This window comes from Streptomyces sp. WI03-4A, assembly GCF_033792105.1.
GTDB lineage: Bacteria > Actinomycetota > Actinomycetes > Streptomycetales > Streptomycetaceae > Streptomyces > Streptomyces collinus_A.
Window position 1 is genome coordinate 245,427 of record NZ_JARAUO010000002.1, and the last position, 18,527, is coordinate 263,953.

An 18,527-nucleotide genomic window follows, 5' to 3' on the forward strand; every position below is an offset into this window, starting at 1 on the left:
GCGGCTTCGGTGCACGAGCGGCGTCCGTGCATGAGCGGCGTCCGCCGGCCGCTCGGCCGGCTCAAGGTCCGCTGACCGCGTGCCGCAGGTCGAACTCGTCGGCGAGGAGGCCCGTCAGGACGAGGTCGTGGTAGCGGCCGGCGAAGAAGACGTGTTGCCGCAGGCGCCCCTCCTCGACGAAGCCGAGCCGTCGGGTGAGCGCCAGCGACGCCTCGTTGTGGGCGAAGACCGTAGCCAGGCATTTGTGGTAGCGACGCTCGGCGAACATGAAGCGCAGCAGGAGCACCAGGGCTTCCGTCGCATACCCCCGGCGCCGGTGGTCGACGGCGATCGCGACGTCGAACTCGAACCGGCCCGACCGGGGGGAGGCGTGGTGCGTGCCGACGGCGCCGACCCACTCCCCCGTGGCCGTCGACTCCACCACCAGCCGGAAGCAGTCGTCCAGCCGGAAACGGTCGTCGCCGCTCCCGGCAACGGCCTGCTCCCTGACCCAGACACGAAAGCTCTCGGCGGAGCGCGGCAGATGCAGCCGGCTCCCTGCCCGCCCCTCCTCGTCGGCGAGGCGCTTGAACGCGGTCCAGTCGTCGGGCTCGATGGCGCGCAGGCGTACCCGCTCACCGGTCCAGGACGATGCCATGCCCTATTCGATCATGCTGAAGTGTGCGAGGCGGCGGGGCACGCCGCGGCAGGGCAAGACCAGGCCCGCACCCCGGGCGTGCCCAGAGGCGGGGGCAGGCTTCACAGGCTCAGGGTGATCACGGCGGCCAGGCCACCCACCCCCAGGGCAAAGGCCGCCTGCGGCCAGCCGCCCGTGCCCCAGCGGAAGAAGCGGTCGACGGCCAGCCTGCCAGGCCCGATGGCGGCGACGGCGAGGGCGACGACGGTGATGCAGACGCTGTACTCCACGCCGCCGTCCGTGTCCCACAGGCCGTGGGCGCCGGTGACCGTGACCATCGCGTTGATCATGACGCCGATCAGGGCGGCGGCGGCCAGCGGGGTCAACAGGCCGACGGCCAGACCGAGGCCACCGAGGAATTCGGACAGCCCTCCGACCACGGCGAAGAGCTTGCCCGGGCGGTAGCCCAGGGCCGCGAACCCCTTACTGGTCGCTGCAAGGCCATGGCCGCCGAAGAGCCCGAAAAGTTTCTGGGCACCGTGGGCGGCCATCAGCAGGCCGAAGGTCAGCCGCAACAGCAGCAAGCCGCAGTCGGCGGCGGTCACAGAGGCCGTCGCTCGGGCGTCGGTGCCAGTACTGGTGCCGGTGCCGGTGGGATGGGTGACCGGCCGGATGGATAGAGCGGGATGGTTCAGAATGCGCTTGGTCGACATGGCAATGCTCCGGTTGAACGCCAGAACGCGCGTTTCCCCAGCTCGGGCGGTTCCCGAGCAACCGGTGACGGGCGGACTTTCGCATGACGGCGAGCAGCGCGGCGGCGGTCCACGCGGGCGGGCGGCCGGTCTCGCGTCAGCGGTCCTGTGCCAGGGCGTCATCGTGATCGGCGTCGTCGTGATCGGTGCCGTCTTGATCGGTGCCGTTGGGGCCCAGACGCACGCAGCACTCCCCCGGCTCGGGTGCCAGGACGGCCTGAAGACCGCTGACCTGAAGGCCGTGGAGACAGCCGGAGACAAAGGCCTTGTTCATGCCGCACACCAGTTCCGGGGCCTTCGCGGCCAGAGGGTGGAAGGGGCAGTTGCGCAGCCGGAGCTCGGTGGGACTCTCCCGGACGGGTTCGTAGCCGTACCGTTCCAGCAGCCGTTCGCAGGCGGTCAGTCCGCGCTCGGGGCCCAGGCGTCCGGGGCGGGTCGCCTCACGGGCGGCCTCACCCAGTTGCCGGCCCCGGTGTTCGGCGCTCCGCATGGCCGCCTGCGTCGCGCTCTCGTCGGCTCCTTCGGTCAGCACCGCCTCCAGGAGCAGGTCGGCGAGGAGTTCGTGGCGGCGGTCGGGGATGTTCACGGTGATCTGGGCGTCGGTGGGTTCGTACACCTTCGGTTTCCGGCCGACCTTGCGGATCCCGCCGGGTGACTCGTAGCGCGCGCGTAGCAGGCCGGCGTCCACGAGCTTGTCGAGGTGGAAGGCGGCGAGCTTGCGGGAGATGCCGACGCTGGCGGCGGCCTCGTCCCGGGTGACGGCGCGGCCTGCGCGGCGGATGTAGGCGAACATGCGCCGGCGTGAGTCCTCGCCCAGGGCGCTGACGGAGTCAATCGCGCGGTCGGCTTCGTCGGCCGGCGCGGTCAGGTCGGAAGCCACACGACCACGGTATCTCCCATCCGCGCGGGCACAAGTGCTTCTTTGGCACGGCGTCCTGCACACCTTGGCGGCCCCGGGCGATAGCGCCAGGAACTGCTGGTGGAACTGCCCGGCGAAACGGCCCTCCGGGCGGCGTTCAGCTGTGCGTGCCAGCACCACCGTGCGCTACCCGAGCCGCCGCATGCCCGCCGGCGGCATGGTGATCCTGGTCCTGTACTGCCTGCACGACCTGCCGGTCGCCAGCGCCGTCGCCGGCGGCGCCCCCGCCCCGCTCACCCCGCCCGACCGGCTCGCCTCCTGGCCGCTGAGTAACGTGTGGCCCGGCGGCTACATCGCCTCCCTGGACGTACGGCCCCTCGCCGCACCCCGGCCGGGCAGGACCGCCGCCTGGATCTCCACCGACCTCGACCTCGTCGCCGGACTCCGCTGCAGCCCGCTCGCCTCCTACGTCGCGCTCGTCGACACCGCCAACGGCATCGCGGTGCGCCAGCCGCCCCCCACCGCCTGGATGTTCCCCCACGTCGACCTCACCCTCCACCTCCACCGCACCCCCGAGGGCCGCTGGACCGGCCTCGACACGACCGTCACCTTCGGCGCCGCCGGCCAGGGCGTCACCACCACCGTCCTGCACGACATCCACCGCCCCGTCGGCCACGCCCAGCAGATCCTCACCGTCCGGCCACAACCGGCCACCACCCCGCCCGAAACACCACCGGTAGCCGACACCCGGCCGGAACCCGCCGTGCGCGGGACACCCGCCCCGGCTCGAGGACAGCGCCGCACGCAGCACCCGCTGCTCGCCGATCACGGTCTGCGGGACGGGGAGGTCCGACGAACGGCCGGCGCTGACACGACCGTTCCGCCGACAGAAGGTCAACAAGCAAACATGCGAGGCCAATCAGCGGCCCGACGGTGACGGCCTCAGCAGTCCGCCCACCCACCAGTCGTGCGGCTTGCCATCGTTGGCGATGCCGCGATTGCGCAGTGTCCCTTCCACGGTGAAGCCGAGCTTCTCGGCGACGGCACGCGAGCCGGTGTTCCCGGCCATGGCCCACCACTCGATGCGGTGGATGTCGAGGGTGGCCCAGCCCCAGTCGCACAAGGCCCGAGCGGCCTCGACCGAGTAGCCGCGTCCGCGCTGCTCCTTGACCGCCCAGTAACCAAGCTCCCAGACGCCACTGCTGATGAGGGTCAGGCAGTACGACCCGACCAGGGCGCCGGTGTCCTTGCGGAACGCGCCCAGGGTGTAGTCCCTGTCTTCGGCCCACTGAACGGGCAGTTTCTCACCGATGAGCTTCTCCGCGTCCGCACGCCGGTACGGCACCGGCACCGGGGTGTAGAACTGGATGTCCTCGTCCTGGCAGGCTTCGTACACCGCATCCACGTCGGCAGGCAGGAAGGCCCGCAGCACCAGACGGTCGGTCTCAAGCGTCACCGGGTCCATCACGGCAGTATGACCACCATCAACAGGCGGCGACCAGCGAATATCTTCGAGCACCGCACATCACTGCACCCCAAGGGCCAATCCGACGATCACAGCCTTGGAGGTTCTCGCGGCGGTCTGAGAAGGCGGTTCGTGAGTCCGTGAGTGGTTCTGGTGTCGCTTCATGGCGTGGACGGAGCCGGAAAGCATCAGGACATGCTGCCCCGGCACACCGTCCCCGGTGCCGGGGTGCGGCCCGTGCGGAGGTAGTGGTCGACCTTCTCCGCGACGCAGCGGTTCTGCGGGTATGTGCCGTGACCCTCCTCCCGGGCCGTCAGGAGGACGCCGACGCCGTCGCCCAGGGCGCGGGCCATGTGGCGGGCGCCGGGGTAGGGGGTGTTCGGGTCGCCGGTGCCGCCGACCACCAGGACGGGGGCCGCGCCGTCGGCGTTCACCTGGAGCGTGGCGCGCTCGCCGTCGAACGGCCAGTCGTAACAGAGGTAGACGCCGGTGGACCAGGCTGCGCCGAAGACAGGGGAGGCGGCTTTGACGCGGGCCTTGTCCCGGGCGAGGCGTTCGAAGCCGGGGCGCAGGCTGGAGTCCGCGCAGGTGATCGCGACCAGGGCGGCGCGGCTGGAGTCGCTCGGCGTTGCACGGTCGGCGGAGCCCATGCCGTCCGCGCCCTTGCTGAGCGGACGGCCGTCGTTGTGGTCGATCAGCGCGGTGAGGGCTTTGGCGAGCGACGTCCAGCCCTCCGTGCCGCGGTCGAGATGGTCGCTGACGGCGTACGCGAGGTCGTCGGCGTCGAGGTTCCGTCCGGCGCCGGCCGGGGCGGGCTTCTTCTCCAGGCGGTCGGCCAGACGCGCCATGCGCCGCGCGGCCTCCTCGGGCCCTTCGCCGGTCGGGCAGTGGCGGATACGGGCCGCGCAGTGCGCGGCGAACCGGTCGAACGCCGCCTGGACCGCCTTGACCTGCGACACCTGCGCCTCGTCGAGGTTCTCGGTCGGATCGACGGACGCTTCGAGGACGAGCCGTCCGACATGGGACGGGTACAGGTGGGCGTAGACCGCGCCGAGCGCCGTTCCGTACGAGACGCCGAAGTAGTGCAGCCGCTCGTCGCCGAGGAGGTAGCGCATCAGGTCGAGGTCGCGCGCAGTGTGCGAGGTGCCGATGTACGGGAGGAGCGCCCTGGAGCGCTCGGCGCAGGCGTCGGCCCCGTCGTAGCGGGTGTCGTCCGCGGTCTTCCCGCATCGCACGGGGATGGTCGCGCCGACGCCACGCGGGTCGAAGGAGACCAGGTCGTAGCGGTCGAGGAGCGGCTCGTACTGGCCGAGGCGTTCAGGTAGTCCGCTCACGCCGGACACACCGGGACCGCCGAAGTTGAGGACGAGCGAGCCGATGCGCCGGGCGTTCGGCCCGGTGGCCTTGCGGCGGATCAGGGCGACGTCGATCGTCCTGCCGTCCGGTTTCCGATAGTCGAGGGGGGCCTTCATGGTGGCGCAGTCGTAGCCCGTGCGCGCGGTGGGCGGCGAGGTGCACCTGGACCAGTGGAGCCGCTGGCCGGTGGTGAGCGCGGTGGGCAGACCGGCGGGCGGGTTGTGCGCGGTGAACTCCGTACGCGGCTCCGTACTCCGGCCGCGAGCGTCGTGCTGGAGCCAGGCGCCAACGGCCCCGATCGCGGCGAGCATGACCCCGGCGATGATGTACGCGCCGGCCGAGAGGCCCGGTCTGCGGCTTCGTGTCGGACCTGCGTCACTCATCTGAATCCCCGCGCTCCCGCCCCTGGACGCCCGCCCCGTGCCCGCGTGCCCGTACCCGTGATCGTCCGATCGGCGAATGCGTTCAGGATACAAGCCTCGACTTCAGCGCCTACCAGTCACCTGTCCCCGGGCCGGGTCAAATTGCCTGTCCCGGTCCCTACCCGACGTCCTCGCCTACGGCCACTTCACTGATCGTGGCACGGTTCGTTCGTCAGGTGAGTCAGGCTCCCGTCGGCCATGGGGTAAGGACGTTCGCGGGGTAGCAGTTGCCGGGCGGCGTCGAGCTCACCGGCCTGTACATGCGCGTGGATGGTGTGGGCCAGCGGCGTGATGTCGGTGATGGAGACGGTCCACTCGTCGGCGTAGAGGCGGGCCGCTTCGCCGGCAAGGCCGAGTTGGAGCGACCGGTGGGAGAACGGCCGCAGGTGCAGGTCGCGTTCGGGGTCCCATTGCACCCGGGCAGGGGCGCGCTTCAGTTGGCGCTTCCAGGTGTCGCGGTCGGCGTGGAGGCCCTGCTCGTAGTGGGACAGGCAAGCGTGTTTCAGCGCCCACTCGAAGCCGTCACGCGAGATCTCGATGGCGAGGACGGTCTCCTGCCCTGCTTTGGTGCCCCATCCGCAGCGGTACATCATCCAGAGGAACGACGGCTTGATCCATGTCATCCGGTCCCGCTGCCACACCACCGGGAAGCGGCCCTCCCGGGCTGCCGGCAGGCCTATCTCCGGGGCGTACGCCTGGTAGACGGTGATCGTGGAGTCCGAGTGCAGTGCTCGTATCCGGTACTTGGGTTCTGGCACAGGACCAGGGTGGGCGCACTGCTCGATACGCGCCATCCAATTACCGCGGCGCGAGGCCGCCGCGTCTGCGACAGCGGACGGTCGCGACCAACGCCGCGATGAGCGCTTGGGGCGCGTCGCTGTCGACCTCGACGGCGTAGGAGATGCCGGTCGCACGAGGTCGCCGTGATCCCTCGCGCCCTGCGTCAGGGTGCCGCGGTCACCCGCTCGGCGGGCCGATCGCGCGCGCCGTGACCGCTGTACTCCCCTCCCGTCATGTGCGTCCACTGGTTCAACCAGAACCCGCACCGTGTGCGGGTCTCTCGTCCTTGCGGGGCGGGGGGTAGTTGCCCCCGTTAACTGCCCCTTTTATGTTGAGCTGGGTCGGCCTGCTGGGAGGCCTCTGTTTGTCACGTCGCCGAGGTGCCAGGCCGCGCGGCGAGTTCCGCAATGGCCAACCGGCGGCGACTGTGAAAATCGCTGTCCGATCACCGGAGCACGGTGATAGACATCCGGTGTGGAAGAGAATCTTGAGTTCCCCGACCTGTTGCGACTGATCGATGAACGGTCGACGGCCTTCCGCGCCGTGGTAGCCGCCGCGCCCGGTCTCGACGCACAGGTGCCGACCTGCCCGGGGTGGACGCTGTTCGATCTGGTGAAGCACCTGGGCGGGGGAGACCGCTTCTGGGCCGCCATCGTCGGCGCGGGGCCCGCCGACGCGCCCCCGGCCGAGGCCGTCGCCGCGCGCGCCGCGCTGGAAGTGCCGCAGGAGCGTGAGGCCCTGCTGGCCTGGCTGGACGCGTCGACACAGCTTCTGCTGGGCGCCCTGCGCGCGGCGGGACCGGAAAGCGGTTGCTGGACGTGGTGGCCCGCGTCGCAGTCACCGCAGACCGCCGGCGGCACCGCCCGGCACCGGGTCCAGGAGACCGCGGTGCACACCTACGACGCCCAGCTCGCCGGGGGCGCCCCGCAGCCGCTGCCGGCCGAGCTGGCACTCGACGGTGTGGAGGAGTTCCTGTTCACCGTCTGCGCAACGCCGAGTGCCTGGCCGCACAAGCCCACGGCCTTCGACTTCCACGCCGCCGAGGGCCGCTCCTGGCGCCTCACCGTCGACGGCGACGGCGCACGCACCAGCCGCATCCCCGCGCCCACCGCCGCGACCGGCGAGGACTCGGACGCAGCCGGCGCATCCGTCCACGGCACGGCCAGTGAGCTGGTCCTCTACCTGTACGACCGGATCCAGGCCGACTCCTTGCACGTGGACGGAGACGCAGGGCTGCTCGACCTGCTCCGCGCCTGGGAGCCGGAGGAGAAGTAGGACGTAGCGGGGGCGGTTGGGTGCGCCTCGAGCCGGTAGGACACGACTCTTCGCCAGGTTCGTCAGTCGCGACACCGGGCTCAAACCCGCGAGGCGGCCTCGGGGCGTCACCAAGCCGACCGTCTACCTGGAGGGCAGTGCGAATTTGTCCGTCCCAGCGATCACGAGAAGCGACGCGACTGCCGTCGTCCCGATCTCGTCGAGAAGTCAGTCGATCGGGTGACTGCGGCGGCTGCCGTGCATGAGAGCAGGGCCTCTTGGTAGCTCGAAGGGTGTCGAAGCCAACGTGCGGTCCAGGGGGCCCTGTTGTCGCATTTCTACGGCAACGCGGGAGTGGGGTCCACTTCGGCCACTCTCGCGTTTGACCGTCTGGCTCACAGGTTCGGGAACGCCAGAGACCACGGGGCGCGCGCGTCGGTATCCCACCGACATGTCGGAGGCCGAGTGGGCGGTGGTCCGGCCACTGCTGCCGGTGCCGTGCCGGCTGCGGGGCCGGGGCGGGCAACCGGAGGCTTATGGCCACCGCGCGATGCTGGACGCGATCCGCCACCTGGTCGACAACGGCACGAAGTGGCGGGCCATGCCTGCCACTTCCCACCGTCGGACCGGGTCTACGCGTTCTTCCGGCGCTGGCGCAACCACGATCTGGTCCGCGAGTTCCACGACCGGCTCCGCCGCCTGGTCCGCGAGCGGGCCGGGGCCGACGCGTGAGTTCCCTGATCCTGGCCGACACCCCACCGGCGACTCCCCCTTGGCCGACACCCCCCCGGCGGCTCCCCCTTGGCCACCGGTCGATCGAACACGGCGGGGGCACGGACCTGTGCGACTGCCAGGCAGCAGTGCGACTGTAGCGCCGGGGGCCGACCGCGCGGTCCGGAGCAGCACCCGTTTCTGTGCACGGGCCGCACCGAGAAGTTGAACATGTTCAATAATGCTGCCAAGATGACGTGCACCTGTTCGAGGACTGGCCGAACCCGGTCGTTGTGTGTCCTGCGTGAAGTGTTGGGGTGGCGTGAGTTGCGTTCCTGTCGGGCGGTCCTGGTCCTTACTCCCGTCGCGTTCGCCCTCGTCGCATGTGGCAGGTTCGCTTTCCCGCCAGTTCCTGACGGCAAGCAGGCCGAGCTATCCCGATCGCAGGCAGCGACTGTGTGGGGTGACGGCAAGGGCGGAAGGCTGGAGCTGAAGCCGGATGGAACGTTCACCGCCGATGACGTCTGCGGTGACTACGACATCGATGCTTACGGGCCGCAGAACGAACCGCGGTCGGGATCGGGTACCTGGGACGAGGATGACTCGGACGGGCAGAGCAGCGTCACGGTGTCCTTCGAAGCTGATCGCGTGAGCTCCACCTACGAGGCCCTGCGAGACGGCAAGACACTGAAGCTCTGGACATATGTCGGAGATCCCGACGACGGCCATTCGCTCTGCGTCCTGACCCCGCGGTAGCGCTAGATCGGCCCCTGACCAGCCAACTTGGTCGGGTGCCCTTCACTGAAGGCCGCCCGCGCTTACCCACAGGGACGCGCAATGGGGGCCGTTGTGAGAGGACACACGAGATCCTGACCTGGCTCTCCTACCTGTGGGGCCTGAGAATGATCGTATGAAGGTGCCGATCGGTCGCCCGAATCTGCGGCCCTACCTGCCTTACCAGCAGCGCACTGCAACGCACCATGAGGGGCTGATCGCTCACTTCTTGGGCACCTGCTCTGTGCTGCTGTCGGACGGACAGACCTCGGTGCTCAGTGACGGGTTCGTCACCCGCCCCGGGATGCTCCGAGTGGGAATGGGCAAGATCGCCCCAGACCGAGCGCTGGTCCGTGCCGCCATCCAGCGGCTTCGGATGAGCGCCCTCGCCGCTGTGGTGTGCGCACATTCCCACTACGACCACGCCCTGGACGCACCGGTATGGGCGCTGGAGACCGGCGCCGAACTGGTCGGCTCGGAGTCCACCGCCAACATCGGGCGCGGCCTGGGAGTTCCCGAGTCGTCCTTGCGGGTGGTGGGCGACGGCGACACCGCCACGTACGGCAGCTTCACGCTGACCTTCCTGGACTCCGTGCACAGCCCGGGCGACCACTATCCGGGCACCGTTGAACGGCCGTTGGTGCCGCCGGCCCGCGCCGGTTCGTGGAAGACCGGCACCGCCTACTCCGTGCTCGTCACCCACCCCCACGGCCGCGTGCTCCTGCAAGCCAGCGCCAACTTCCGGCCCGGCGCGCTTCGCGGTCACCGCGCCGACGTCATCTACCTGGGCGTCGGCATGCTGGGTAAACAGCCCGCCGAGTTTCTTCACACCTACTGGGACGAGGTCGTGGTGAGGACCGGGGCCAGGCGAGTCATCCTGGTGCACTGGGACGATTTCTTCCTCAGCCTGGACCGGCCACTGCGCCCCATGCCCTACCTGCTCGATGACCTCGGCACCACCATGAACCGGCTGCTGCCCTTGGCCCACCGTGACGGCGTCGACGTCGTCCTGCCCGTCTCCTGGCAACCCAGCGCGCCCCTCGTCGGTCTCACGTGAACTCCGGGCACCTTCGAGGTCCGCGGTCAATGGGGGGGGTGGGCGCTGGCTCTCCGACGCGGGCCACGCAGTCATCAGGGTTCGCGCCCCTTCGTGCTGGGCCTGGCCGTCGGCGAGCCGGCGCACGGCCGGTAGGGTCCGAGGAAACCGAGCGGGAGGGGCCGTTTCCGTGGACCTGGGCATCGTCGGACAGGCGGCCGGCCTGTTCGCTGTCACCAACATCGACGACATCCTGATCCTGTCGTTGTTCTTCGCTCAGGGACCGGGACACCCCGGCGCCACAAGCCGGATCGTGCTGGGGCAGTACCTCGGCTTCGCCGCCATCCTCGCCGTAGCCGTCGCCGCCGCGTTCGGCGCGACCTTGCTGCCCGAGTCGGCCATCCCCTACCTCGGCTTGCTGCCGCTGGCGCTGGGACTCAAGGCGGCCTGGCAGGCCTGGAAGCACCGGGGCGACGAAGACGACGAGGAAGCGGCGAAGGAGGGCGGCCCGAAAGCGCTGGAGGTCGCAGCGGTCACCTTCGCCAACGGCGGGGACAACATCGGCGTCTACGTCCCCGTCTTCGCCACAGCCGGTGTGGGCGGCATGAGCGTGTACGCCCTCGTGTTCTTGATCCTCGTCGCTGTGTGGTGCTTCGCGGGGCGCTTCTTCGCCACTCGCCCTCTGGTCGCCAAGGCGCTCAGTCGGTGGGGGCACATCCTGTTGCCGGTCGTCCTGATCGCCATCGGACTGCTGATCCTCATCGAGGGTGGAGCCTTCGGTCTCTAACGCGGCCTTCTGATCCGTAGCTCTATCCCGTCCACGATCGCTCCATGAGCAAGGAACGGCATCGGACAGCAAGGCGTTCAAAGTCTCTCGGGCCTCAGCAATTCGGCGGCGCCACTGTTCGCTTCGCAGGGCTGCGGTGTTCCACTCGACCGGTGAAGCTGCTCGTGTGCTGTCCACGCGAACAAGGCGTGGCCTGTGCGGACGACCACCGTCGGAGTGCTGACCGAACGGGTCCCGGGCACCCAACGGGAGTTGGGTCAGCGTTCGGCACTCTCGACCGACCGCTTGAGGCCGTTCAGTGCTTCCTGAATGCCCTGACCGACCTGCTCGCCCTCTGTGTGCTCGGTGTGGAGTTCGACCGTCAGACGGCAGGTGCCGTCTTCCTCACCGTCCTCGACGTGCAAGCGGCCGTGGTAGTCGTGCGAGCCAGGCGCGCCCCACTCCAGGCTTTTTCCCTCCTCCCGCACACGCAGCCATGCCTCGCTGGTGACGTCCCGCTCCGGCGCCCCCGGAGGGTCGATGTGCGCAGTGACGGTCACCTTGTCACCCTCCTGAGGGCGTGCCGAGGTCAGCCGCGGCATGTAGGAGGGCAGGTGCTGGACGTCGGAGAGGTAGGCGAAGAGCCGGTCAGAGGGCACATGCACGGTGATGCTGTCGCTGTAGTCACCCATAGCCCACCAGATCCCCTGAACCGGGACGAAGCGAAACCGAAAGTTGGTGCCGTCGCCCGGTTCGCGCAACGGTCACCCGTTGCGACCCGCGGGGCCGGCGAGTGCTCGAGGGCGATCGTCCGGGCGGAGACGGGCCAGGATGCGCGTGGTGGCCGCTAGCCTCCTCGCCCCATGCCGGGCTCGCCGTCATCATCCGGCGAGTCTTGCTGACTCCTGTTGTCGGGGGCGGAGGTGTGTCCATGCTCTTCCAGCAGTTCCAGCAGCGCAGCGTCTGCTCTCTTGCGATCCTGCTTCGTCAATTCCACCGGCGCATTGCTGTACACGGTGTAGCGGTGGCGATCGACGATATTGGCGGCCCTCAAGGTGAACGTCAGGAGTGGACGCCATCCCTTGCGGTGGCCGACCCTCACCTGTATCTGCGCCTTGTAGTCTCGAGCCTCCGGAAGGAGTCCGGAAAAGGGTGCCTCGAACTCGAGGAAGAGTTGTTGCGCCTCCCGACCCGCCACGACGAAGCCGGCCGGGAGCTTCGCTTCCTCGTCCGGACCCGGCTGAAGACGAGACGGCGAGGACACCCACAGGAGGGGCAGATGTGAGGCGGTCTCGTCGGGGAAGGTCAGGATGAGGTCCTGCACGATGATCGGTTTGGGGCCCGTGTTGTGAAGGACGAGCGGAAGTCGCAGGCGGGCCGTGGACGAGTGGACGATCGCTGCGAAAGCGTGCGGCTCCCACGCCTTGAGGCGTCCCTGTCTCGCGTTGAGCCACCAGAACGACGCGACGGTGAAGAGCAACGCACATGTCGACACGACACTGGCGCCGGCGAGAGCTGAGGACGCGTACTGGTTGGTAGCGGCCATCGGCCAGAACACGACTTCAGTCTGCCAGCGCCGGCGTGGGCTCGCGAACAGGACTGCGTGACGTCGACGGCACGACCAGAGCCCCCTGCTGTGAAATCACCGGTCACGCGGCAGGCCGTCAGCTGACGTCGGCAAGGAGCACGAGGTACCAGGCCACCAGTGCGATGCTTAGCGCCGCAGGGACGAGTTTGGCCAGCCCATCCTTCTTGCGTACATGCGTGATCACCGCGCCGGTGAGCAGCATCAGCAGGCCGAGGCCGGCCAGCTCTGCGAACAGCGGCAGGACCGGACCGAGGGCCACACCGATGGCGCCTGCCAGCTCCAACGCGCCGATCACCCGGTAGGAGGCGGTGGTGAAGCCGGCGTGGGCGGCCAGCTCGGGCATCGGGCCGAGCGCCAGCGTCTTGGCTACGCCCAGCAGGGTGAAGATCAGCACGATCGGGCAGGCCAGGGCGGCGGAAAGGCTCATGAAGCGTCCTTGTCGGTGTGCGGGTGACGGGCCTGGCGGCGGTCGGCTCCCAGATCGGCGAAGTAGGCGACCAGGTCCGGGTTGTCGACCGCGGAGGGATTGAGGACCTGCTCGGCGGGCGCGCCCTGCAAGAGGCGCTTGAGCGGGACCTCGAGCTTCTTGCCGGTCCTGGTGTGCGGGATGGCCGGCACCGCGATGATCTCGTCGGGGACGTGGCGGGGCGAGGCGCCGGTGCGGACGGCGTCGCGGATCTTCTCGCGCAGAGTGTCGTCCAGTGTGACACCGGGCGCGGGGACGACGAACAGGGGCATCCAGTAGCCACCGTCGGGTTCCTCCGTGCCGATGACGAGGGCCTCGGTGATCTCGGGGAGGCGTTCGACGGCGTCGTGGATGTCAGCACTGCCCATGCGTACGCCGTTGCGGTTGAGAGTGGCGTCGGAGCGGCCGTGGACGATCACCGAGCCGTGGGAGGTGAGGGTGATCCAGTCGCCGTGCCGCCATACGCCCGGGTAGGCGGTGAAGTAGGCGTCGCGGTAGCGGCTGCCGTCGGGGTCGTTCCAGAAGTACAGCGGCATGGACGGCATGGGGCGGGTGACGACCAGCTCGCCGACCTGGTCGACGACCGGCCGTCCTGCGCCGTCGTACGCCGCGAGCGCGACGCCGAGGTTGGGGGCGGACACCTCGCCTGCCCAGACGGGGGTCGTGGGGGCGCTGCCGGCGAAGGCGGAGACGACGTCGGTGCCGCCGCTGGTGGAGGCCAGCTGGATACCGGCGCCCACGTGGTCGCGGACCCAGGGGTAGGCGGAGGCGGGCAGGGCGGAACCGGTGCTGCCGATGGCCCGGATGGCCGACAGGTCGTGCACGGCGGGCTCGATGCCCAGCTTGGCCATGGCCAGCAGGTACTGGGGACTGGTGCCGAAGACGGTCACTGTGTGGCGGGACGCCAGCTCCCAGAGGATGCCCGGGCGCTGAACCGGCGCGGGACTGCCGTCGTAGGTGCAGGTGGTGGCGCCGGTCAGCAGGGTGGAGACGACCAGGTTCCACATCATCCAGTGGGTGGTGGTGTACCACAGCAGGCGGTCCCCGACGCCCAGGTCGCAGTGCAGGCCGAGGATCTTGAGGTGTTCGAGCAGGACGCCGCCGTGGCCGTGGACGATGCCCTTGGGCAGGCCGGTGGTACCGGAGGAGAAGACGATCCACAGCGGATGGTCGAACGGCACCGGCGTGATGGTGAGGTATTCGGTGCGCGTGGCGGCGTCTTCCCAGGGCACCGTCAGGCTGCTGTGCCCGGTCTCGGGCCAGGTCAGGCCCAGGTGGTCCACGAGCACCGTGGCCTTCACCGTGGGAAGGGCTTGGGCGAGGTCGAGTGAGGCGGCGCGGCGGTCCTGCCGCGTGCCGTTGAAGAGATAGCCGTCCGCGGTGAGGAGCACGGTCGGTTCCAGCTGCGCGAAGCGGTCGGCTGCGGCCTTGGGGGCGTAGTCCTGGCCGCACACCGACCACACCGCGCCCAGGCTGGCCGTGGCGAGAAAGGCGATGACGGCGTGGGGGGTGTTGGGCAGGTAGCCGACTACCCGGTCACCCTGGCCGACGCCCAGGTCGCGCAGGGTGGCCGCGACGGAGGCGACCTGGGCGCGCAGCTGTCGGCCCGTGATCTCGTAGCCGGTTCCTGTCTCGTCCAGTGCGGTGATCGCGGGTGCGTCCGGGTGCAGGTTGCGCAGCGCGTGGTGGGCGTAGTTGAGGGTGGCGCCCGTGAACCAGCGGGCGCCGGGCATGGTCTCCTCGGCCAGCGCCTGCTCGTACGGGGTGGCAGCGTCGATGTCGAAGTAGTCCCACACCGCCGTCCAGAATCCCTCCAGGTCGGTGACGGACCAGTGATGCAGGGCTTCGTAGTCGCCGGGGTCCTGGATCCCTTCGACGCCTTGGTGCCGGGCGGCCCAGCGGGCGAAATCCGCGATGCGGCTGCCGGTGGCCGTCGCCGGGTCGGGCGGCAGGAACGGTTCCGGATGCGGGGTGGTCATGGTGCGGTGCTCCTCGGCAGGGGGTCGGGCCGGGCATCGGTGACGGTGCGGGCCGGGTGGAGCAGGGCGGCCCAGGCGGTGGGGTCCGGGAAGTGGCCGGTCCCGGCGGGGACGGTGTCCATCACGACGCGGTCGGGGCGCAGCAGGGCGGCGTCCGCCCGGCCGCGTGCCAGCCAGGCGGCCAGCGTGCCGTCGTCGTCCAGGTCGTCGACGTGGAGGGTGGCTGCGTCAAGTGCCGTGGCCACGGCCGCCATGTGCGCGGTGGGCGGCACAGCGGTCAGGAGGGCGAAGGAGTCTCCCAGGACGTCGTCCAGGCGCATCCGCTTGCCGTCGACGATCACCCAGGGCTGCGGGCAGATGGTGCCGGTAAGACCGCGACCGACGAAGCCGGGGCGGCGCCGTACCAAGGGGCCGGCCCTCAGCGCGGGGCTGAGGTCGCGGCTCACCGCCGCGGTCACGCCGGGGAGGCGGCATGCCGCGCCGACGACGGCTCGGCGCAGGGCCGCACCGCGGTCCTGTCCACCCGTCATGGCCCAGCCGACGGCCACCGCGAGCCGGATCACGTGGCGGGCGTGCGGTTTGCGCTCACGTTCGTAGGTGTCCAAAAGCCCCTCCCCCGCGCCCTGCCGGAGAACCCGGGCGAGCTTCCAGGTGAGGTTTCGGGCATCACGCAGGCCCGCGCACAGACCCTGGCCGATGAAGGGAGGCGTGAGGTGGGCGGCGTCGCCCAGCAGGAAGACGCGTCCCTTGCGCCACCGGTCGGCGAGGCGGGCCCTGAAGGTGTACTGAGCCTGCCGGATCACCTCGAAGTCGTCGGCCCCCGCGGCGCCGGACGGCACGTCCAACCACGGGGCGACCAGCTCGCGCAGGCGTTCCCGGCCGTCCGGGCCGTCCAGGTGCACGTCGGCGGGCAGCCGGAACTCCCAGCGATAGCGGTCCTCGCCGAGGCGCATGAAGGTGGCGGGCTGGGTGGGGCAGCAGATCTGGTCGACGCCTTCCCAGGTCCGCACCGGTCGGCTGGTGCGCACGTCGATGACTCGCCAGCTCTCCTCGAAGTGCAGGTCCTCCCATGCGGCGCCGATGGTGTCGCGGGTGAGGCTGCCGGCGCCGTCGCAGCCGAGGACGGCATCGGCCCAGACGTGCTCTTCCTCTTCGCTGCCCTCGCGGCGGAAGCTGACCCGGACCGGAGCCGTCCCGTCGGTGCTGTGCGTGACGGAGACGACCTCCACTGCGCCCCGCAGCTCACACTCCGGGCGGCGCGCCAGGGCGTCGCGCAGCAGACGCTCGAGGTCCGGCTGGTCGAACATGCTGGTCTGGGGAAAGCCGTGACGGCCGTGCCGGGATCGCGCGAATTCGGCGATCACGCGGTGCCGGGCGTCCAGCAGCCGCAGCCCGCGCGCCGGCCGGGCGAGGGCGGCGAATTCCTCGTGGACGCCGACGCTCTGCAGGATCCGGCGCACCTCGTCGTCCACGACGACAGCGCGCGGCAGGGGGTAGACGTCTTGGTGGCGTTCCAGGACGAGGCTGGTCACTCCGTGCCTGGCGAGCAGGAGCGCGGCGGTGACTCCGACGGGTCCCGCGCCGATGATCACCACTGGAATCCGAGATGCGGCGCTCACCTCGCGTCCGCCACAGCGGTCCGCTGCTCGCCCAGGTCGATGTGCCCGTCGGGGGTGGCGATGGTGGCGGTGACGAGGTCACCGTTGCGCAGGTACAGGGGATTCTTCGCCTGGCCCTTGAAGAACGCCTTCCACTTCAGCGCGGGCGGCAGCAGAGCGGCGATCTTCTCGACCGGCTTGGGCGGGGCCTTCAGAGCGGTGCCGCCGGGTGTGCCGGTGAGCAGCAGGTCGCCCGGGGCGAGGGTCTGGAAGCGGGCGAGCAGGGTGAGCGCCTGCGCCGGTCGCACGATCATGTCGGCGAGGGTGCGGTCCTGGCGCGGTACACCGTTGACGTTCAGCCGCAGCCGTAGGTCGATCAGCCGGGCGAAGTCCTCGGGCTCCAGCAGGGCCAGGTACGGCCCCGTCGGGGTGAAGGTCGGATAGGACTTGCTCTCGTAGAACTGGGTCTTGGTCAGCTGGACGTCGCGGGCGCTGACGTCGTTGGTGAGGACGAGCCCGGCGACATACGACGGCAGGTCCCGCTCCTCCACCACCGTGCCTACGGGCAGCGGCGCGCCCATGACGAGGCCGAGTTCCACCTCGTAGTCGAGGAAGTTCACGTGCGCGGGGCGGGCGATCGGCTCGTGCGGGCCGCTGACCGAGCCGGACGCCTTGCGGAAGAAGGTGGGCGGTATGTCGCCGGTGAACCCGGAGTCCTTGGCGTGGCTGCGGTAGTTGACCATCTGGGCCACCACGCGGCAGGGGGTGGTGACCGGGGGCAGTGCCACGAGGTCGGCGACGGGCGTGCCGCTTTCGCCGGAGGCCGCGGCTTCCCGCACGGCGTCCCGGTCGGCGAGCAGCTCGGCCGTGGTGACCGCCTTGGTCTCGATGCGGACGGCGCGCTCGTCCCGGACGGCCCACCAGCCTCCCCCAGGGGTGCGCAGAACGTTGGTGCTCATGAGCTCATCGCTTTCATCAGTCCCAGCAGGCGTGCCGGGTCGAGTTCGTTGTCGCCGCGCAGGGCCGTCATGACCTCGCGGAGCTTGGCGGGAGAGGGGCTGGTGCCCAGGAAGTCGCGGGTGACAGGCGGGCCCCACTGGGCCAGGCCGCTTGCCGACATCGGTGCCCATCCGGGTTCGAGGTCGCAGGAGAACAGGTCGCCGTCGGCGAAGTGCTCCAGCATGAAGCGGTCGGGGTCACGCCAGTAGTCGAAGAGCTGACTGCCCTGGATGTGCCGGCCGATCCCCCAGCTGCGCTGGTAGCCGCGCTCGGCCAGGTACTCCCCGCCGACGGCGATCGCGTCGAGGTCGGTGACCTGGTAGGCGGAGTGGACGTAGCCGGTACCGGGCCCTAGGTGCAGGGCGAGAGTGTGGTGGTCCACGGGGAGGCTGCCCTGGTCGCAGCGAATGAACGCCATGGTGGGCCCGCGCCCGCGCTGCCCGTCCAGGAACAGGAAGTCGGACACGATCATCCCGAGGGTGTCCAGATACCAGTCCAGGGTGCGGGCGAACGTCCGGGTCTCCAGCACGACGTGGCCCAGGCGCTGGATGCGGGAGGGTTCGCGCGGCGGGCGCTGGGTGGCGTTCGTACGGCGGGGTTCGGTGCCGGTGTTGAGGGTCAGCGGCGGCTGCTCCGGCAGCGCGGGCAGCGGCTGGGCGCAGTGCACCACCCGGACCGGGAGGCCCGAGGGATCGAACAGGGCGACGGACCGGCCGCCGCCGGGGACGTCGATGTCCCGGACGCCGTGTCCGACGGCGGCGGCCAGCCGGTCCACATCGGCCCGCTCGGCCGCGCGGAAAGCCGGCCCGAGGAAGCGGGAGGCGCGCCCGCGCCGGATGAGCATGCAGGGTGAGCCCGCGAACGTGCCGCGCAGCCAGAGTTCGTGCTGGGTGCGGGCGGCGATCGCGAAGCCGAAGTCACGGGCGAACACCTCGGCCCGGTCCAGGTCCGGCTTCTCGAACTCGAGCCAGGCCAGGTCCGCCACCTTGATCACGGGGTTTTGGGCTCGTCCGGGGTGCTCGCCGCGCAGGGCGCCCTGCTCACTGTGGAGGTCTTGGTGGGGCGTCAGTGGACCGCCCTTGTCAACGGGGATGTGGGACATGGTG

At 70.2% G+C, this 18,527-nt stretch carries 18 protein-coding genes and 2 pseudogenes; 7 read left to right on the forward strand and 13 right to left on the reverse strand.

What is annotated here, in order from left to right; all coding sequences use genetic code 11:
• Positions 1–61 precede the first annotated feature (61 nt).
• From PV343_RS04135 to PV343_RS04145, 3 genes are all read right to left on the reverse strand, one after another.
• Positions 62–637, reverse strand: a complete 576-nt coding sequence (locus PV343_RS04135) for a GNAT family N-acetyltransferase (protein ID WP_319145371.1) — start codon at positions 635–637, stop codon at positions 62–64.
• A 101-nt stretch (positions 638–738) separates the two neighbouring features.
• Positions 739–1,329 (reverse strand): DoxX family protein, encoded by a 591-nt coding sequence (locus tag PV343_RS04140; protein WP_319145372.1) that lies wholly within the window; start codon positions 1,327–1,329, stop codon positions 739–741.
• Positions 1,330–1,465: 136 nt separating this feature from the next.
• On the reverse strand, positions 1,466–2,248 hold the full coding sequence (locus PV343_RS04145; protein ID WP_319145373.1) for a helix-turn-helix transcriptional regulator: 783 nt from the start codon (positions 2,246–2,248) through the stop codon (positions 1,466–1,468).
• A 241-nt stretch (positions 2,249–2,489) separates the two neighbouring features.
• On the opposite strand from PV343_RS04145, the pseudogene PV343_RS40300 reads away from it, so the two are divergent.
• A pseudogene (locus tag PV343_RS40300) lies at positions 2,490–2,936 on the forward strand (thioesterase family protein); the annotation flags it as partial.
• Positions 2,937–3,146: 210 nt separating this feature from the next.
• Here PV343_RS40300 and PV343_RS04155 read toward each other — a convergent pair.
• From PV343_RS04155 to PV343_RS04165, 3 genes are all read right to left on the reverse strand, one after another.
• Complete coding sequence (locus PV343_RS04155) at positions 3,147–3,692, reverse strand: GNAT family N-acetyltransferase (protein ID WP_319145374.1); 546 nt, start codon at positions 3,690–3,692, stop codon at positions 3,147–3,149.
• Between the two features lie 188 nt (positions 3,693–3,880).
• Positions 3,881–5,431 carry an alpha/beta hydrolase gene (locus PV343_RS04160; protein ID WP_319145375.1) on the reverse strand — a complete coding sequence of 517 codons (1,551 nt, stop codon included), beginning with the start codon at positions 5,429–5,431 and terminating at the stop codon, positions 3,881–3,883.
• Positions 5,432–5,616: 185 nt separating this feature from the next.
• Positions 5,617–6,264 carry a DUF4291 domain-containing protein gene (locus PV343_RS04165; protein WP_387954499.1) on the reverse strand — a complete coding sequence of 216 codons (648 nt, stop codon included), beginning with the start codon at positions 6,262–6,264 and terminating at the stop codon, positions 5,617–5,619.
• A gap of 460 nt (positions 6,265–6,724) precedes the next feature.
• Between PV343_RS04165 and PV343_RS04170 the strand changes: the two genes are divergently transcribed.
• The 6 genes and pseudogenes from PV343_RS04170 to PV343_RS04195 all read left to right on the forward strand — a co-directional run bounded on the left by PV343_RS04170 (position 6,725) and on the right by PV343_RS04195 (position 10,812).
• A complete protein-coding gene (locus tag PV343_RS04170; protein WP_319145377.1) occupies positions 6,725–7,525 on the forward strand; it encodes a maleylpyruvate isomerase family mycothiol-dependent enzyme in 801 nt (266 codons plus the stop codon).
• Positions 7,526–7,955: 430 nt separating this feature from the next.
• A pseudogene (locus tag PV343_RS04175) lies at positions 7,956–8,057 on the forward strand (IS5/IS1182 family transposase); the annotation flags it as partial.
• A 38-nt stretch (positions 8,058–8,095) separates the two neighbouring features.
• On the forward strand, positions 8,096–8,236 hold the full coding sequence (locus PV343_RS04180; protein ID WP_319145530.1) for a hypothetical protein: 141 nt from the start codon (positions 8,096–8,098) through the stop codon (positions 8,234–8,236).
• Between the two features lie 435 nt (positions 8,237–8,671).
• The gene (locus PV343_RS04185; RefSeq protein ID WP_319145378.1) at positions 8,672–8,971 is read left to right on the forward strand and encodes a hypothetical protein; all 300 of its coding nucleotides are present in this window, start codon (positions 8,672–8,674) and stop codon (positions 8,969–8,971) included.
• Positions 8,972–9,125: 154 nt separating this feature from the next.
• On the forward strand, positions 9,126–10,046 hold the full coding sequence (locus tag PV343_RS04190; RefSeq protein WP_319145379.1) for an MBL fold metallo-hydrolase: 921 nt from the start codon (positions 9,126–9,128) through the stop codon (positions 10,044–10,046).
• 169 nt (positions 10,047–10,215) lie between these two features.
• Positions 10,216–10,812 carry a cadmium resistance transporter gene (locus PV343_RS04195; protein ID WP_319145380.1) on the forward strand — a complete coding sequence of 199 codons (597 nt, stop codon included), beginning with the start codon at positions 10,216–10,218 and terminating at the stop codon, positions 10,810–10,812.
• Positions 10,813–11,069: 257 nt separating this feature from the next.
• On the opposite strand, the gene PV343_RS04200 is transcribed toward PV343_RS04195, so the two are convergent.
• The 7 genes from PV343_RS04200 to PV343_RS04230 all read right to left on the reverse strand — a co-directional run bounded on the left by PV343_RS04200 (position 11,070) and on the right by PV343_RS04230 (position 18,523).
• A complete protein-coding gene (locus PV343_RS04200; RefSeq protein ID WP_319145381.1) occupies positions 11,070–11,483 on the reverse strand; it encodes an SRPBCC family protein in 414 nt (137 codons plus the stop codon).
• 155 nt (positions 11,484–11,638) lie between these two features.
• Positions 11,639–12,349: a hypothetical protein gene (locus PV343_RS04205; RefSeq protein WP_319145382.1), complete on the reverse strand. Its 711-nt coding sequence runs from the start codon at positions 12,347–12,349 to the stop codon at positions 11,639–11,641.
• A 106-nt stretch (positions 12,350–12,455) separates the two neighbouring features.
• A complete protein-coding gene (locus PV343_RS04210; protein WP_319145383.1) occupies positions 12,456–12,806 on the reverse strand; it encodes a DoxX family protein in 351 nt (116 codons plus the stop codon).
• Positions 12,803–14,824: an acetoacetate--CoA ligase gene (locus tag PV343_RS04215; protein WP_319145384.1), complete on the reverse strand. Its 2,022-nt coding sequence runs from the start codon at positions 14,822–14,824 to the stop codon at positions 12,803–12,805. The genes PV343_RS04210 and PV343_RS04215 overlap by 4 nt, the downstream gene beginning before the upstream one ends.
• Entirely contained in the window at positions 14,821–16,443 is a 1,623-nt protein-coding gene (locus tag PV343_RS04220; RefSeq protein ID WP_319145385.1) for a bifunctional 3-(3-hydroxy-phenyl)propionate/3-hydroxycinnamic acid hydroxylase, read from the reverse strand. Before PV343_RS04220 ends, PV343_RS04215 begins: the two co-directional genes overlap by 4 nt.
• The gene (locus tag PV343_RS04225) at positions 16,440–17,381 is read right to left on the reverse strand and encodes a fumarylacetoacetate hydrolase family protein (RefSeq protein WP_319145386.1); all 942 of its coding nucleotides are present in this window, start codon (positions 17,379–17,381) and stop codon (positions 16,440–16,442) included. Before PV343_RS04225 ends, PV343_RS04220 begins: the two co-directional genes overlap by 4 nt.
• Complete coding sequence (locus PV343_RS04230) at positions 17,378–18,523, reverse strand: VOC family protein (protein WP_319145387.1); 1,146 nt, start codon at positions 18,521–18,523, stop codon at positions 17,378–17,380. The genes PV343_RS04225 and PV343_RS04230 overlap by 4 nt, the downstream gene beginning before the upstream one ends.
• Positions 18,524–18,527: the final 4 nt, after the last annotated feature.

Bases quoted from the DNA above. Each gene is read 5' to 3' on its own strand.
- PV343_RS04135 (WP_319145371.1), bottom strand. From the start codon at position 637: ATGGCATCGTCCTGGACCGGTGAGCGGGTACGCCTGCGCGCCATCGAG.
- PV343_RS04140 (WP_319145372.1), bottom strand. From the start codon at position 1,329: ATGTCGACCAAGCGCATTCTGAACCATCCCGCTCTATCCATCCGGCCG.
- PV343_RS04155 (WP_319145374.1), bottom strand. From the start codon at position 3,692: ATGGACCCGGTGACGCTTGAGACCGACCGTCTGGTGCTGCGGGCCTTC.
- PV343_RS04160 (WP_319145375.1), bottom strand. From the start codon at position 5,431: ATGAGTGACGCAGGTCCGACACGAAGCCGCAGACCGGGCCTCTCGGCC.
- PV343_RS04165 (WP_387954499.1), bottom strand. From the start codon at position 6,264: ATGGCGCGTATCGAGCAGTGCGCCCACCCTGGTCCTGTGCCAGAACCC.
- PV343_RS04190 (WP_319145379.1), top strand. From the start codon at position 9,126: ATGAAGGTGCCGATCGGTCGCCCGAATCTGCGGCCCTACCTGCCTTAC.
- PV343_RS04200 (WP_319145381.1), bottom strand. From the start codon at position 11,483: ATGGGTGACTACAGCGACAGCATCACCGTGCATGTGCCCTCTGACCGG.
- PV343_RS04210 (WP_319145383.1), bottom strand. From the start codon at position 12,806: ATGAGCCTTTCCGCCGCCCTGGCCTGCCCGATCGTGCTGATCTTCACC.
- PV343_RS04215 (WP_319145384.1), bottom strand. From the start codon at position 14,824: ATGACCACCCCGCATCCGGAACCGTTCCTGCCGCCCGACCCGGCGACG.
- PV343_RS04225 (WP_319145386.1), bottom strand. From the start codon at position 17,381: ATGAGCACCAACGTTCTGCGCACCCCTGGGGGAGGCTGGTGGGCCGTC.
- PV343_RS04230 (WP_319145387.1), bottom strand. From the start codon at position 18,523: ATGTCCCACATCCCCGTTGACAAGGGCGGTCCACTGACGCCCCACCAA.